The following is a 14,832-nucleotide window of genomic DNA, read 5'->3' on the forward strand; positions in this document are numbered from 1 at the left end:
TCCAGCCCTGTCGCCGTTGGCGGGCCGTTGTCAGTGCCTCGCGTTAGTCTGCGCGCATCTGACCGATTTCCCCGATCAGGGAGGTTTTGATGGCCTCGAAGCTCAATCCGTATCTCAGCTTCAACGGTGACGCCCGGCAGGCGTTGGAGTTCTACAAGGAGGTGTTCGGCGGCACGCTGGCGATGAACACCTACGGCGAGTTCGGGCAGGGGGACACGCCGGACGCCGACAAGATCATGCACGGGATGCTGGAGACTCCGAGCGGCTTTACCCTGATGGGTGCCGACGGTGCTCCGGGGCAGGAGGCGCAGCCTGGCGGCAACTTCTCGGTGGCTCTGACCGGCGACGACGACGCCGAGCTGCGCGGCTACTGGGAGAAGCTGTCCGCCGACGGCTCGGTGTCCGTGCCGCTGGAGAAGCAGATGTGGGGCGACGTATTCGGTATGTGTACGGACCGGTTCGGCGTCCCGTGGATGGTGAACATCAGCGAGAAGCAGGGCTGAGCGCGGAACGGCACGGGGCGGAACCGGATTCCTCCGGTTCCGCCCCGTGCCTCATGCATTCCGCCCCGTGGCCAACGCTCCTCGTCGTCACCCACGACCCGCTCGTCTCCGGCCAGGTCCGCCGCACGGTCCGCATCCGCGACGGCCGTACGTCGACGGAGACACTCCGCACACCCGACGGCACGGACGCGGAGGAGTACACGGTCCTCGGCCGCACGGGCCGTCTCCGACTGCCCACGCGACTACGCGGAACGCTACGGACTGCGCGGCCGGGTCCCGCCTGACGGCGGAGGCGGACCATGTGGGGGTGTGGCCGGACGAGAGCGACCGGCCCGGACCTGCCGGTCTGCCGTAGCAGTGTTCTGTGGACACACGCTGTGTTGCCTCAGGCCGTGTTTCGAGCGGGCCGGCGACCGCTGCGCCGCCCGGGGGCTTGAGGTATCCGCCACACCGGGAATGTTCGGACAAAGCAAGGCGCGGTCGGCGCCGGACCGAACAGGGCACGGTCCGACCCGTGATGTCCAGGGCCGGGGTGGCCGGACAGCGGTCACAGGACCGGTCGGCCCTGACAGTGGCCCTTAGGCCCCATGACAACGAGGGTGTGTCCGGGGTGGAGTGGAGGGGAGAGCAAAGCGTCTGGACGTAGGAGGCACGATGAGTGGTCTGGTGGTCGTTGGTGTGGACGGGTCGGCGTCGGGTCTCGCCGCAGCGGAGGCGGCGGCACGGGAGGCGCAGGCGCGTGGAGCGGGGCTGCGCGTGGTGCATGCGTTCCTCTGGCCGGCCATGCATGTGGCATTGGAGCCATCGCCGCTGGGCCCGCCCGGGGGCGGGATCCGGAACATGGTGGAACGTCTGGTGGCCGAGGCGGTGGAGCGGGCGCGGGCGACGGCGCCGGATGTCGATGTCAGTCACGCGGTGGTGACCGGTGAGCCTTTGACGGTCCTGGAGGCGCAGTCGCGTTCTGCCGAGCTGGTGGTGGTGGGGTCGCGGGGCATGGGTGGGTTCGTCGGGCTGCTGGTGGGGTCGACGGCGGCGCATCTTGCGGCGCACAGCCGGTGTCCGGTGCTGGTGGTCCGTGAGCAGCCGAGTGCGGACGGGCCGGTCGTGCTGGGCGTGGACGGTTCGGCCGGGGGAGAGCGGGCGGTGGAGTTCGCCTTCGCCGAGGCCGAGCTGCGGAAGGCACCGCTGGTGGCCCTGCATGCCTGGACCACGTGGAATGCGCCGCTGCCCGCGCCGCAGGACGCGTCGGAGCCGTACGCGAACCCGCCGGGTGCTCTCGCCGAGGCGGAGGAGCGCTTGCTGTCCGAGGCGCTCGCCGGCCACCGGGCGCGCTACCCGGGTGTGGTGGTGGAGCACAGGGTGGTGCACGGTCGGACGCGGGAGGCGTTGATCGACGCGAGCCGGTCCGCGCAGCTGATGGTGGTGGGTGCCCGGGGGCGCGGCGGTTTCGCCGGGTTGTTGCTCGGTTCGGTCAGCCAGGCCCTGCTTCACCACGCCCACTGTCCTGTCGCGGTGGTGCGGGCCGCGGGCACGCATCACTGACCGCACCCGGCCCGGGGCCCGCCGCCCTGTTCCGCGGTGCGGGCGGGCGGAGGGCCCCGGGCCGGGTGGGGGCGAAGCGGGTGAGGACGGGGCCGCAGATGGCGAGGAGCATCACGTAGGTGGTGACCAGCGCTGCGAGGCGGCCCTGCGTGGGGGCGGCCAGGCCGATGATGACGACGGAGAACTCGCCGCGGGCGATGAGCGCGGTTCCGGCCCGCAGTCCGCCGCGGCGGCCCGCGCCGTCGCGGCGGGCCGCGTACCAGCCGGTGGCCAGCTTGGTGGCTCCGGTGACCACCGCCAGCGCCACGGCGGCGGGCAGCATCGGCAGCAGGTCGCCCGGATCGACGGACATGCCGAGGGCCAGGAAGAACACGGCGGCGAAAAGATCGCGCAGCGGGCTGAGCACAGTTCTGGCCCGGTCGGCGGCGGCTCCGGTCAGTGCGAGCCCGATCAGGAAGGCGCCGACGGCGGCGGAGACGTGGATGATCTCGGCCAGCGCGGCGACGATCAGGGTGATGCCGAGGATCCGGAGCAGTACCTGCTCGGCATCGGGGTGGGACAGGATCCGGCTCACATGGTGGCCCCAGCGCCAGGACACGGCGATGGCCGCGACGACGGCCGCCATGGCGGCCGCGACGGCTAGCAGAGCCTGCCACCAGGTACCTCCGGAGACGACGACGGCGAGCAGTGGCAGGTAGGCGGCCATCACGAAGTCCTCCACCACCAGCACGGACAGCACCGCCGGGGTCTCCCGGTTGCCCAGTCGGCGCAGGTCGCCGAGCAGGCGGGCGATGATGCCGGAGGAGGAGATATAGGTGGCGCCGGCGAGCGCGAGGATGCCGGTCGCGTCCAGACCGAGCAGCCAGCCGGCCACGGCGCCGGGGGTGGCGTTGAGGGCGAGATCGACGACGGCGGAAGCGCGGTGACGTCGGACGCTGACGGTGAACTCGCGGACGGTGAAGTCCAGGCCGAGGACGAGCAGCAGGAGGATCACGCCGATCGAGGCGCCCGCGTCGACGAAGTCCCGGGCGGCGGGAACCGGGGCGATGCCGCCGTCGCCCAGCGCCAGCCCCGCCACCAGGTACAGCGGCACCGGAGAGAGGGCGAAGCGCCGTGCGACCGTGCCGAGCAGACTCAGCGCGGTCAGGATGACCCCCAGCTCCAGCAGCAGGGCGATGGGTGTGTGCACCGGTCAGCCCTGGACGATGCGCTGGACGCCGGCGATGCCCTCGCGGGTGCCGATCACCACCAAGACGTCACCGGCGCGGAGGGCCTGGCCGGGCCCGGGTGAGGCGATCACCTCCTCGCCGCGGACGACGGCCACGATCGACGCGCCGGTGCGGGTCCGGGCCCGGGTGTCGCCCAGGACGCGTCCGGCGAACGGGCTGCCCGGACCCACGGTGACCTGACCGGAGCTCAGGCCGGGCACCTCGCGAGTCAGGTCGGCGAACCGCTCCGCGATGCGCGGGGCGCCGAGAATCTCGGCGAGAGTGTCGGCCTCCTGATGGGTGAGCCGGACCACCGGCCGGGCCTCGTCGGGGTCGTCACCGGGGTAGACCACCAGCTCGAAGTCGCCCGAGCGCTGGGCGATGACCCCGATCCGGTCGCCCTCGTGGTTGACGAACTCGTACCGCAGCCCCACGCCGGGCAGCAGCACCTCGTTGACGTCCATGTGGATCTCCCCGCCAGTCATCAATTCGGATCTCCCGCGCGGACCCGTGGTCGCGGCCCGCCGTGCCCATGTCTTCGGCAGGCGTCGCGGGGGGCTCAAGTTCCCGTACAGCGGGTGTACGACCCGCTCGGTTGCGGCCAGTGTCCTGACCGCCCGGGAGGACCCGGAAGGGCCGAGTGGCCCACGCGACGGCCCGGTGGCCCCTAGGCGCAAAAGGGTGGCTGCGCCGAGGCTGAGGAGCCGAAGAGCCGCGCATCGGCGGCGTTCCGGGACGGAGAACCCAGTGACTGATCCGGTGATCGTAGGTGTGGACGGCTCCGCCTCCAGTCTTGAGGCGGTCGACGTCGCGGCCCGTGAGGCGCACCTGCGTGGCGCCCCGCTGCGGATCGTGCATGCCTTCGGCCAAGCCCCCGGACACCTGCCGACCGGTGGGCCGACGTGGAGCCCGGCCGACCACGGTCTGGAGCCGATGACACAGGGAGTCCTGGCCCGCGCCGAGGAACGGGCGTACGGGGTCGCGCCGGGCACGGCCATCACCCGGTCGGTGGTGGCCGGGGAGGCGCTCCAGGTACTGGAGATCGAGTCGCGGTCGGCATCGCTGGCCGTGGTCGGCAGCCGGGGCCTGAGCGGCTTTTCGGGGCTGCTGCTGGGCTCGACGGCGGTGCGTCTGGCAACGCACGGCCGCTGCCCGTTGATGGTGGTGCGCGGCCGTCCCGATCCGGCCGGTGCGGTGGTCATGGCCGTGGACGGCTCCGAAGCCGGCGAGGCGGCGGTGGAGTTCGCGTTTTCCGAGGCGGCACTGCGCAAGGCGCCGCTGGTGGCCCTGCACGTGTGGAACACGTGGAGCGAGCGCGCCTACGAAGGCCCCGGCGACCCCCTGAACGCCATGGTGGCGGACGTCGACCACCTCCGTGAGGCCGAGCAGCACCTGCTGGACGAGACGGTCACCGCCTGGCAGGAAGTCTTTCCACAGGTCGCGGTGGAGCGGCGCCTGGTGCGCTCCCGGATCCGTCCGGCTCTGATCGACGCGAGTCGGGGGTCCCAGCTGGTGGTGGCCGGCGCCCGGGGACGCGGCGGCTTCACCGGCCTGCTGCTCGGCTCCGTAAGCCAGGCCCTGCTGCACCACGCCCACTGCCCCGTCACCGTCGTCCGCGGCAAGGAGTGACCGTGCCTCAGCAGACCATGGCAGGGAACCACCCCCTGCCGGTACAGACGCCCTCGCAGCCCGACGCCTACCGACGCGACGCGGCCGAGGTGGCGGACTTGCTCGCCGTGGTCCCGGCCACGGGCCTGGCCACGGCGGACGCCGAGCGGCGGGCCGCCGCCTGGGGAGCCAACGAACTGGCCGAACCGGCCCGCCGGCCGCAGTGGCTGCGCCTGCTGGACCAGTTCCGCAGCTGGCTGATCGGCATCCTGCTCGCCGCCGCCGTCATCGCCGGAATCATCGGCGAGATCAAGGACGCCCTCGTCATCGCCGTCGTCCTGCTCATCAACGCCACCATCGGCTACCTGCAGGAACGCCGTGCCGAGCGCAGCCTGGAGGCTCTGCGCCAGATGCTGGTCCCCACCGCGCGCGTGCGCCGCGACGGTCAGGTGAGGGTGATCCCGGCCGGCACACTGGTGCCCGGGGATGTCGTCCTTCTGGAAGCCGGCGACCGTGTCCCGGCGGACGGGCGTCTGGTGGTCGCCGAGTCGGTCGAGGCCGCCGAGGCCGCGCTGACCGGCGAGTCCCACCCCGTGGCCAAGACGACCGCGCCCGCCGCGGCCGACGGCGACGAGCCCGTACCCGTCGCCGAGCGCTCCGGCATGCTCTTCATGAACACCGCGCTGACCCGCGGCCGCGCCGAGGTGATCGTCACAGCGACCGGGATGCGCACCGAGGTCGGTGCGATCGCCGAGGCGCTGCGCACCGGCGCGGAACCGTCCAGCCCGCTCCAGGTCCAGATGGACAGCCTGGGCCGACGTCTGGCCCTGGTCAGCGGCGTCGCCGTGGCCGCCTACGTGCTCGTGTCCCTCCTGCGCGGTGAGGAACTCGCAGACCTCGCCCTGCGGGCAGTGGCCCTGGCGGTCGCCGCGATCCCCGAAGGGCTGCCCGCCGTCCTCGCGCTCACCCTGGCCCTGGGCGTCTACCGCATGGCCCGCCGCGGTGCCATCGTCAAGCGCCTGGCCTCCGTCGAGGCGCTCGGCTCCGCGACCGTGGTGTGCAGCGACAAGACCGGCACCCTGACCATGAACGAGATGACGGCCCGCGCTCTGTGGGCCGCCGGACGCGACTACGAGGTGACCGGCGAAGGCTACGACACCACCGGCACCGTGCTCCCCGCGAACGGGGAGAGCGGCGTGGACGTGCGCGACGCGGTGTTGCCGTTCGCGCTGTGCAACGACGCCCGCCTCACTCCGGACGGCGTCATCGGAGACCCCACCGAGGCCGCCCTGATCGTGCTCGCCCACAAAGCCGGTCTCCACGCCGAACTGCGCACGCACATGACGCGTACGGGTGAGGTGCCCTTCGATCCGGCCGCCAAGTACATGGCCACCTTCCACGGTGACGCCGACGGCCGCGTCCGCGTCCACGCCAAGGGAGCCGTCGACGTCCTGCTGGACCGCTGCACCCATGTCCTGACCGAACACGGGCCGGCGCCCCTCGACGCCGAGCGCCGCCGGGAGGTCGCCGACGCCGCCCGGCGGATGGGCAGCCAGGGCTTGCGCGTCCTCGGCGCCGCCACTGCCACCACCGCCACCACCGGCCGGCCCCACCCGGAAGAGGTGACAGGGCTGACCTTGACCGCCATCGCCGGGATCGCCGACCCGCCCCGCCCCCAGGCGCGCGAGGCGGTTGCCTTGGCGCAGGCGGCCGGTATGACCGTCAAGATGATCACCGGGGACCATGCTGACACCGCAGCCGCCATCGCCCGCGAACTCGGCTTCACCGGAGACGTCGTCTCCGGCACCGAACTGGCCCGGATGAGCGACCAGGAGCTCGCGGACCGGATCGACGACATCGGCGTCTTCGCCCGCGTCGCCCCCGAACACAAGGTGACCATCGTCCACGCCCTGGCGCGGCGCGGCCACATCGTGGCCATGACCGGGGACGGCGTCAACGACGCCGCTGCCCTGCGCGCCGCCCACATCGGCGTCGCGATGGGCGTCACCGGCACTGACGTGGCCAAAGAGGCCGCCGACATGGTGCTCACCGACGACGACTTCTCCACCATCGTCCGCGCGGTCCGCGAGGGCCGCTCCATCTACGACAACATCGTCACGTTCGTCCGCTTCCAGCTGTCCACCAACATCGGCGCCATCCTCACCCTGCTCGCCACCGTGCTGGCCGGACTGCCCGCCCCCATGTCCGCGATCCAGCTGCTGTGGGTCAACATCATCATGGACGGGCCGCCCGCCATGGCCCTGGCCATCGATGCCCCGCGGGACAACGTGATGCGGCGTCCGCCCCGCCCACCCGGCGAACGCATCCTGAACGCCCGCCGCCTGGCCGCCATCACCCGCTCCGGCACGGTCATGGCCGCCGGCACCCTGGCCGTCTTCACCGGCGCCCGCCACCTCACCGACACCGCGACAGCCGCCACCATGGCCTTCACCACGTTCGTCCTCTTCCAGCTCTGCAACGCCCTGGCCGCGCGCAACGAGGACGGCCCCGTCCTAGGTCGTCACCAACTGCACAACCGCGTCCTGTGGATCTGCCTGGCCGCCGTCCTCACCCTCCAGGTCATCGCCGTACAGGTGCCCTTCGCCCAGGGAGTCTTCGACACCGTCTCCCTCAGCCCGGCCCAGTGGGCGATCTGCCTCGCCACCGCCTCGACCGTGCTGCTGACCGAGCATGTCTGGCGGGCCGCACAGGCACGGTTCAGCCACCCGGCCGACGTGAAGCACGAGAACTGAGCCTGGGAGACACCACGACTTCGCCGGCTCGCGAGGCTCAAGAAGGTGACCGGAGGCGCCCCGGCCGACTGGATGCGGGCCCGGCTGCCGTTCGTCCGCGGCAACGGATGGCTGCGCTGAACACCACCGGTGCGGCGGGCCCGCCGCACCGGTCCGCGATGGGGCCGGTCGGACCGTGCCCGGGACCAGTGGCCCCTGCCCCGGAAACCCGCTGAACGAGACGCTGAAACCGCATCACCCGACACAAGAGGAGGACACCATGGCCCGCACGATCACCGTAGGACTCGACGGCTCTGCCGAGAGCCTGGCAGCCGCTGAGTGGGCGGCCCGCGAGGCGAAGCTGCGCGGCCTGCCGGTCAAGCTGGTCCATGTGTGGCAGCCGGTGCCGGAGCGCATGGCTCAGGCGTCGCTCCTCGGAGCCGAGACCCACCAATACTGGACCGAGCGGATTCCCCGCGAGGCCGCCGAGGGCCTGAGACTGCGTCACCCCGGAGTCGAGGTGAGCACCGAGCAACGTACCGGCACGCGCTCCGACGTACTCGCGGAAGCCGCCCGTGATGCGGAGCTGCTGGTCATCGGCTCCCGCGCGCTGAGCGGGCTCGGTGGCTTCCTGGTCGGTTCCGTCGGCCAGGGCGTGGTCGCCCGGACCGAGGTGCCCGTGGTCCTCGTGCGCGCCGGTGAACAGTCTGCCGACGAACACGCCATGGATCCCGCCGGCGTCCCGTCGGCCGCCACCGCGTTCCGGCCCGTCGTCCTCGGCCTCGCCGCAGGCAGCCCCGACGAGGCTGTGGTCGCCTTCGCCTTTGAGGAGGCACGGCACCGCGACACCGAGCTGCACGTCCTCCAGGCCTGGAACCAGTCGCCCTATTCCGTCTACACCATGGGATCCGGATTCGAGCCCCACGAGGAGTTCGCCCGCGAGAAGGCTGCCGTACTCACCGAGGCGTTGCGTGCCTGGAGGCAGAAGTACCCGGACGTCGAGGTCGTCGAGGTGTCCCGCCCCGGCAGCGCCGCCGGCCTCCTGATCGACGCCTCCCGTGACGCCTCCCTGGTCGTTGTCGGCCGGCGCGTGCGCCGTAACCCCTTCGGCGCCCACATCGGTGCCGTCACCCACGCGGTGCTGCACCACGCCACCTCACCCGTCGCCGTCGTCGCCCACGACTGACGCGCTTCATGCCCCGGGCCGGGCATCGCTGCCGGGAGATCCCGCACCGAGCGCGGTATCCGACAGGGTTCCGGCCCGTGGCTCCAAGGCCGCTGGCAGCTTCAAGGACGGTGGTTCGAGGGCAGCCGGCAACAAAGACGGTCCCGCCCGTACGCGAAGTACACGGGCGGGACCGTTCCGGGCTGCTGCGCATGGCCGCGTGCCCTGCCGCTCACTGCTCGCGGCGGCCTATCAGGTCGTAGCCGGCCTCGTCCACGGCCTCGGCGACCGCGTCGTAGGCCAGGCGCTCGCCACTGGACACGGTCACGTGGCCGGTCTTCAGATCGACCTCTACGCCCGTGACGCCGTCGAGGGCGCCGACCTCGGAGGAGACGGCCTTGACGCAGTGGTCGCACGTCATGCCCTTGACCTCGTAAATGTCCTGCACCATGACTCTGCTCCTCTGGCTGCTTGGCTTTCCTGCTTGTTCCTGATGGAGCCCATCATACCCCTAGGGGGTATAAGTGTTGTCAAGGGCTTGCAAGGGCTGACGGCCCGCTTCCCCGGCACGTACTAAGGGCACCAGTACGTGCCGCAGTCGGTCGATGCGGAGGTGTCGATGGGAATCCTGGCCTTGACCTGGTCCATCGCGGTGCTCGCCGGGCTTGTGGCCGCGGTCAGCTCGGTGCGGATGGTGACCAGCAGAGGCGGGGCCCGGTTCGCGGCGGGCGGCGATCTGCTGATGAGCGTGTGCATGGCCGCCATGTCCCTGCCGCTGACGGTGAGTTGGTACGCGGAGTACGGCATGGGATGGGCGGTGGTGTTCGCGCTGCTGGGGCTCGCCGGGGTCGCGCTGGCCGTGAAGCACACGCGTGAGGGCGGGTGGAGGCACGGTGGGCACTGGGTGCGTCTGATCGTCGGCAGCGCGGGCGTGGTGATCATGACGCTCGCCATGACGAGTACGTCCTCCGGGCCGGTGCTCGCTCTGGGCGGCTCTCACATGGCGCACATGCCGGGGATGGAGCACATGGCGGCGGGCTCGGAGTCGGCAGGGCACTCGCATACGGAGGCCATGGACGGTCACGGGCACGGGAGTGTCGTAGAGGGGCACGGTCACGGGACGGAGTCGTCCGACCTGGCCGCTGCCGGCGATGTCGGCGCATCGGCGTCATCGGGTGCCGCCGTCTGGCGTCTCGTGGTCGTCGTGCTCGCGGTCTGCTTCCTGTTGTCGATCGCCGCGTCCATGTGGGCGCAGGTCCGGGACGCGAACCCGAGTCACCGCCTCGCCGAGGGCCGCGCAGGCAGCCGCCGCCACAACTGGAGCCGCTGGCTGCTCGCCATGCCGGACACGGTCGTCGTCTTCCTGGCCTCGCTGACGCTCGCGGTCCGGGACCGGGCCCGGACCGTGAAGGGCGGCACCCACCGCCGCCGCCCCGGCGCCGCACCCGAGGCCGCGCTGGCCGCCCATGTCGGCATGGGCGGCACGATGGCGGCGATGCTCCTGCTGATGGCGGTCTAGCGAGCCGTATCTGTCTCAGCTCGCCGCCTGAAACCCCCGCAGGCGCAGGCTGTTGCCCACCACGAAGACCGACGAGAACGCCATCGCCGCTCCCGCGATCATCGGGTTGAGCAGGCCGGCCGCTGCGAGGGGGAGGGCGGCGAGGTTGTAGGCGAAGGCCCAGAACAGGTTGGACCTGATGGTGCCGAGGGTGCGGCGTGCGAGGCGGATCGCGTCGGGCGCGGCCCGCAGATCGCCCCGTACGAGAGTGAGGTCGCCGGCCTCGATGGCCGCGTCCGTGCCCGTACCCATGGCCAGGCCCAGGTCCGCCTGCGCCAGCGCGGCCGCGTCGTTGACGCCGTCGCCGACCATCGCCACCGAACGGCCCTCTGTCTGAAGGCGCTTGACCACGTCCACCTTGTCCTGGGGGAGGACCTCGGCGATGACCTCGTCGATGCCGACCTCGGCGGCGACCGACCGCGCGACCGCCTCGTTGTCGCCGGTCAGCAGGATCGGGGTCAGGCCGAGCGCCCGCAGCCGGGTGATCGCCTCGGGGCTGGTGTCCTTGACGGCGTCGGCCACCTCGAGAACCGCACGGGCCTCGCCGTCCCAGGCGACCGCGATCGCCGTACGTCCGGCCGCCTCGGCCTCCGCCTTGGCGCGCTCCAGGTTCACGGGCAACCGGATCTCCCACTCGGCCAGCAACTTCTCGCGGCCGACCAGAACCGCGTGCCCCTCGACGATGCCCTGAACGCCGAGACCCGCGACGTTCGCGAAGTCCTCCGGGGTGGGCAGCTCGCCGACCTTCTGCGCGGCGCCCGCGGCCACCGCCTTAGCGATGGGGTGCTCCGAGGAGTGCTCCAACGCACCGGCCAGCCGCAGCACTTCGTCCTCGGGGGTGCCGTCGGCGGCGTGCACGGCCAGCAGGGTCATCCGTCCGGTGGTCACCGTGCCGGTCTTGTCGAGGACGATCGTGTCGACCTTGCGCGTGTTCTCCAGTACCTCGGGGCCCTTGATCAGGATGCCGAGCTGCGCGCCGCGCCCGGTGCCGACCATCAGCGCCGTCGGTGTCGCGAGCCCCAGGGCGCACGGGCAGGCGATGATCAGGACGGCGACCGCGGCGGTGAAGGCGGCGGTCAGCCCGGAACCGTTGCCGAGCCAGAAGCCGAGGGTGGCCAGGGCGAGGCCGATCACGACCGGTACGAAGACCGCGGAGATCCGGTCGGCGAGCCGCTGGGCGGCGGCCTTGCCGTTCTGCGCGTCCTCCACCAGCTTGGCCATACGGGCGAGCTGGGTGTCCGAGCCGACACGAGTGGCCTCGACGACAAGCCGTCCGCCGACGTTCAGCGTGGCACCGGTGACGCCTTCGCCGGCCTCGACCTCGACCGGTACGGACTCGCCGGTCAGCATGGAGGCGTCCACGGCGGAGGAGCCCTGGACGACGACACCGTCGGTGGCGATCTTCTCGCCGGGGCGCACCAGGAAGCGGTCGCCGACCTTCAACTCGGCGATGGAGACGGTCAGTTCGCGACCGTCGGCCCGCAGCACCGTCACCTCCTTCGCGCCGAGCTCCAGCAGCGCCCTGAGGGCCGCGCCCGCCTTCCGCTTGGACCGGGCCTCGAAGTAGCGGCCCGCGAGGATGAAGGCGGTAACTCCGGCGGCGGCTTCGAGGTAGATGTTCCCGGCGCCGTCACCGCGGGCGATGGTCAGCTCGAAGGGGTGCGTCATGCCGGGCGTGCCGGCCGTGCCGAAGAAGAGGGCCCATACCGACCACAGGAACGCGGCCGACGTACCGACCGAGATCAGCGTGTCCATGGTGGCCGCACCGTGCCGGGCATTGGTCCAGGCTGCGCGATGGAAGGGCCAGGCGGCATACGTGACGACCGGCGCCGCCAGCGTCAGGGACAGCCACTGCCAGTACTCGAACTGGAGGGCCGGGATCATCGCCATCGCGACGACCGGCACGGCGAGGGTGACGGCGGTGATCAGGCGCTCGCGGAGCGGCCGCAGTTCGTCGTACGCACCGGAGCCGGGCCCGTCCTCGCCGCCGGGTGTGGACTCGGGGCGTACGGGTGCGGGCTCGTGAGCGGTGTAGCCGGTGGCCTCGACCTTGGCGATCAGGTCCTGGACGGAGACGTCCTCGTCCCGGTACGTGACCTTGGCCTTCTCCGTGGCGTAGTTGACGGTCGCCTCGACACCGTCCATGCGGTTGAGCTTCTTCTCGATCCTGGCCGCGCACGAGGCGCAGGTCATGCCGCCGATGGCGAGTTCGACCTCGGCGGCGCCGGGGGTGGTGGTGGCCATGTCCGCTCCTCGTGGCGTGTCGGGTGGATTCCATAGTACCCCTAGGGGGTATGAGGTTCTGCGTCTCCATGTATACCCCCGGCCCGTATTCGATTCAAGGTCTGATTCGACTTGACTGTGTACCCCCTGGGGGTATCTTGAAAAGCGTCGGTCGCCCGCACGCGGCGGCCCTGCAGAAGGGACCACGCCATGCACACCGCACTGAAGCTCACGACCTTCGCCGCCGCGCTCGCCGCCACCTTCGGCACGGCCTACGGAGTGGGCAACGCCATCGACCCCGTGGTGTCCGACGACGACAAGACGGCCGAGGCCGCGCAGCACGGCGGCCACGCGGCGGGCGCGGAGAAGGGCGGGGGAGGCGGCCATGGCGAAGGCGGGGAAGCGGCCGGCGGGCACGCCGCGGAACTGCCCGGCGGGCTGCAGACCTCCGAGGGCGGCTACACGCTCGACCTGAAGACCTCGCGCATCGAGGCCGGCGCGGCCACCGAGCTGAGCTTCGCCATCGTCAAGGACAGCACCGGACGGAACGTAACCGCGTACCAGCGCGAACACGAGAAGGAACTGCACCTCATCGTCGCCTCACGCGACCTCACGGTCTATCGCCACCTGCACCCCGCCCGTGCAGCCGACGGCACCTGGTCCATCCCGGTCGAGCTGCCGAAGGCGGGCGGCTACCGCGTCTTCGCCGACTTCAAGCCCAAGGGTGCCGCGGAGGGCCTGACCCTCGGCTCCGACCTCGCGGTGTCGGGCCCGTACAAGCCGGCTGAACTGCCGAAGCCCGCCCCTACCGCGATCGTCGACGACTACAAGGTCACCCTCAACGGCGAACTCCGCCCCGGGGCGGGCAGCGAACTGCAGCTGAACGTCACGAAGGACGGCAAGCCCGTACGCAACCTCCAGCCCTACCTCGGCGCATACGGCCACCTCGTCGCCCTCCGCTCAGGAGACCTCGCCTACCTCCACGTCCACCCCAACGGCGAGCCCGGCGACGGCAAGACGCAGCCCGGCCCTCAGGTGTCCTTCACGGCAACGGCCCCCAGCAAGGGCGCGTACCGCCTCTTCCTCGACTTCAAGCACGAGGGCAAGGTCCGTACGGCGGCCTTCACGGTCTACGCGGGGGGTGCGCCGGCGGCGGAGCCGACGACCGCGGAGGAGCATGGTTCGGACGGACACGGGCACTGACACCTGGGCGATGTCTGGTTCGTGGGGTTCGGGTACTCGTGCGTCTATGCCACGGCTACTGAAACACCGGTACAAGGAACAGGCGCAGGATGCGGAAGAGTACGGTCCTGCGCCGGAGGTGGAGCGCCGGGCGCCGGACGCTCCGACGGAGTTGCCGAAGAAGTCCTGGTGGGCGGTGCTGCGCCGGACGGTGACCGAGTTCAAGAAGGACGAGCTCACCGACCGGGCGGCGGCACTGACCTACTACGCGATTCTGGCGCTGTTCCCGGCGCTGCTGGTCCTGATCTCGTTGCTCGGCATCGTCGGCAGGTCGGCGACGGACGCCGTACTGGACAACACCCGCCAGTTCGCGCCCGGGGCCGCACGCGATGTGATCACGAGTGCGGTGCAGCAACTGCAGGGCAACGCCGGGATCGGCTCGGTGATGGCGATCGTCGGTCTGGTCCTGGCCGTGTGGTCGGCCTCCGGTTACGTCGCGGCGTTCATCCGTACCTCCAACGCCGTCTATGACATCCCCGAGGGCCGCCCGGTGTGGAAGGTGCTGCCGGTCCGCATCGGTGTGACCGTTGTGCTGATGTTCCTGGCGGTGGTCAGCGCGCTGATCGTGGTCTTCACCGGCGGTCTGGCGCGTCAGGTGGGCACCGCGCTGGGCATCGGGGACACCGCCCTGGCTGTATGGTCGATCGCCAAGTGGCCGGTGTTGGTGGTGCTGGTCACGATCATGATCGCGATCTTGTACTGGGCAACTCCGAACGCACGGGTCCGAGGCTTCCGCTGGGTTACTCCGGGCAGCTTCCTGGCCCTGCTGATCTGGCTGATCGCCTCGGGCGGCTTCGCGGTCTACGTGGCCAACTTCGCCTCGTACAACAAGACCTACGGCACGTTCGCCGGCGTCATCGTCTTCCTGGTGTGGCTCTGGATCACCAACCTGGCGATCCTCCTGGGCCTGGAATTCGATGCCGAGACCTCGCGGCAGCGGGCCGTGGCCGGCGGCCATCCCGAACAGGAGGAGCCGTACGTCGAACCACGCGACACCCGCAAGTGGGACGAGGAGGACCGGCGACGTCTGAAGGACCGGGGCTGACCACGG

The 14,832-nt window shown here is 71.3% G+C and carries 13 protein-coding genes; 9 read left to right on the forward strand and 4 right to left on the reverse strand.

Translation table 11 applies throughout. The features are described 5' to 3' along the window. The first annotated feature begins 89 nt into the window (after positions 1–89). The 3 genes from G6048_RS10965 (at position 90) to G6048_RS10975 (ending at position 2,045) form a co-directional block, all read left to right on the forward strand. Positions 90–503 carry a VOC family protein gene (locus G6048_RS10965; protein ID WP_165339294.1) on the forward strand — a complete coding sequence of 138 codons (414 nt, stop codon included), beginning with the start codon at positions 90–92 and terminating at the stop codon, positions 501–503. 53 nt (positions 504–556) lie between these two features. After that, positions 557–787, forward strand: a complete 231-nt coding sequence (locus tag G6048_RS10970) for a hypothetical protein (protein WP_235989596.1) — start codon at positions 557–559, stop codon at positions 785–787. 370 nt (positions 788–1,157) lie between these two features. Next, on the forward strand, positions 1,158–2,045 hold the full coding sequence (locus G6048_RS10975) for a universal stress protein (protein WP_165339295.1): 888 nt from the start codon (positions 1,158–1,160) through the stop codon (positions 2,043–2,045). Here G6048_RS10975 and G6048_RS10980 read toward each other — a convergent pair. Then, entirely contained in the window at positions 1,975–3,234 is a 1,260-nt protein-coding gene (locus G6048_RS10980; protein ID WP_165339296.1) for a cation:proton antiporter, read from the reverse strand. The two genes, G6048_RS10975 and G6048_RS10980, sit on opposite strands and share 71 nt — an antisense overlap. Before the next feature lie 3 nt (positions 3,235–3,237). Beyond that, complete coding sequence (locus G6048_RS10985; RefSeq protein ID WP_165339297.1) at positions 3,238–3,717, reverse strand: cation:proton antiporter regulatory subunit; 480 nt, start codon at positions 3,715–3,717, stop codon at positions 3,238–3,240. 283 nt (positions 3,718–4,000) lie between these two features. Between G6048_RS10985 and G6048_RS10990 the strand changes: the two genes are divergently transcribed. The 3 genes from G6048_RS10990 (at position 4,001) to G6048_RS11000 (ending at position 8,779) form a co-directional block, all read left to right on the forward strand. Continuing rightward, positions 4,001–4,882 (forward strand): universal stress protein, encoded by an 882-nt coding sequence (locus G6048_RS10990; RefSeq protein WP_328825738.1) that lies wholly within the window; start codon positions 4,001–4,003, stop codon positions 4,880–4,882. A gap of 2 nt (positions 4,883–4,884) precedes the next feature. Continuing rightward, positions 4,885–7,614 (forward strand): cation-translocating P-type ATPase, encoded by a 2,730-nt coding sequence (locus G6048_RS10995; protein ID WP_328825739.1) that lies wholly within the window; start codon positions 4,885–4,887, stop codon positions 7,612–7,614. A 259-nt stretch (positions 7,615–7,873) separates the two neighbouring features. Continuing rightward, positions 7,874–8,779 carry a universal stress protein gene (locus G6048_RS11000; protein WP_165339298.1) on the forward strand — a complete coding sequence of 302 codons (906 nt, stop codon included), beginning with the start codon at positions 7,874–7,876 and terminating at the stop codon, positions 8,777–8,779. A 211-nt stretch (positions 8,780–8,990) separates the two neighbouring features. On the opposite strand, the gene G6048_RS11005 is transcribed toward G6048_RS11000, so the two are convergent. Next, complete coding sequence (locus tag G6048_RS11005) at positions 8,991–9,209, reverse strand: heavy-metal-associated domain-containing protein (protein ID WP_165339299.1); 219 nt, start codon at positions 9,207–9,209, stop codon at positions 8,991–8,993. A gap of 168 nt (positions 9,210–9,377) precedes the next feature. Here G6048_RS11005 and G6048_RS11010 point away from each other — a divergent pair, with 168 nt between their 5' ends. Beyond that, complete coding sequence (locus tag G6048_RS11010; RefSeq protein ID WP_165339300.1) at positions 9,378–10,277, forward strand: DUF5134 domain-containing protein; 900 nt, start codon at positions 9,378–9,380, stop codon at positions 10,275–10,277. Positions 10,278–10,292: 15 nt separating this feature from the next. Here G6048_RS11010 and G6048_RS11015 read toward each other — a convergent pair whose 3' ends face one another. After that, entirely contained in the window at positions 10,293–12,560 is a 2,268-nt protein-coding gene (locus G6048_RS11015; RefSeq protein WP_165339301.1) for a heavy metal translocating P-type ATPase, read from the reverse strand. Positions 12,561–12,749: 189 nt separating this feature from the next. On the opposite strand from G6048_RS11015, the gene G6048_RS11020 reads away from it, so the two are divergent. Both G6048_RS11020 and G6048_RS11025 read left to right on the forward strand, forming a co-directional pair. Beyond that, on the forward strand, positions 12,750–13,742 hold the full coding sequence (locus G6048_RS11020) for a hypothetical protein (RefSeq protein WP_165339302.1): 993 nt from the start codon (positions 12,750–12,752) through the stop codon (positions 13,740–13,742). 46 nt (positions 13,743–13,788) lie between these two features. After that, positions 13,789–14,826 carry a YihY/virulence factor BrkB family protein gene (locus G6048_RS11025; protein WP_165339303.1) on the forward strand — a complete coding sequence of 346 codons (1,038 nt, stop codon included), beginning with the start codon at positions 13,789–13,791 and terminating at the stop codon, positions 14,824–14,826. Positions 14,827–14,832: the final 6 nt, after the last annotated feature.

The sequence above is a fragment of the Streptomyces ureilyticus genome (assembly GCF_011045025.1).
Lineage (GTDB): Bacteria > Actinomycetota > Actinomycetes > Streptomycetales > Streptomycetaceae > Streptomyces > Streptomyces ureilyticus.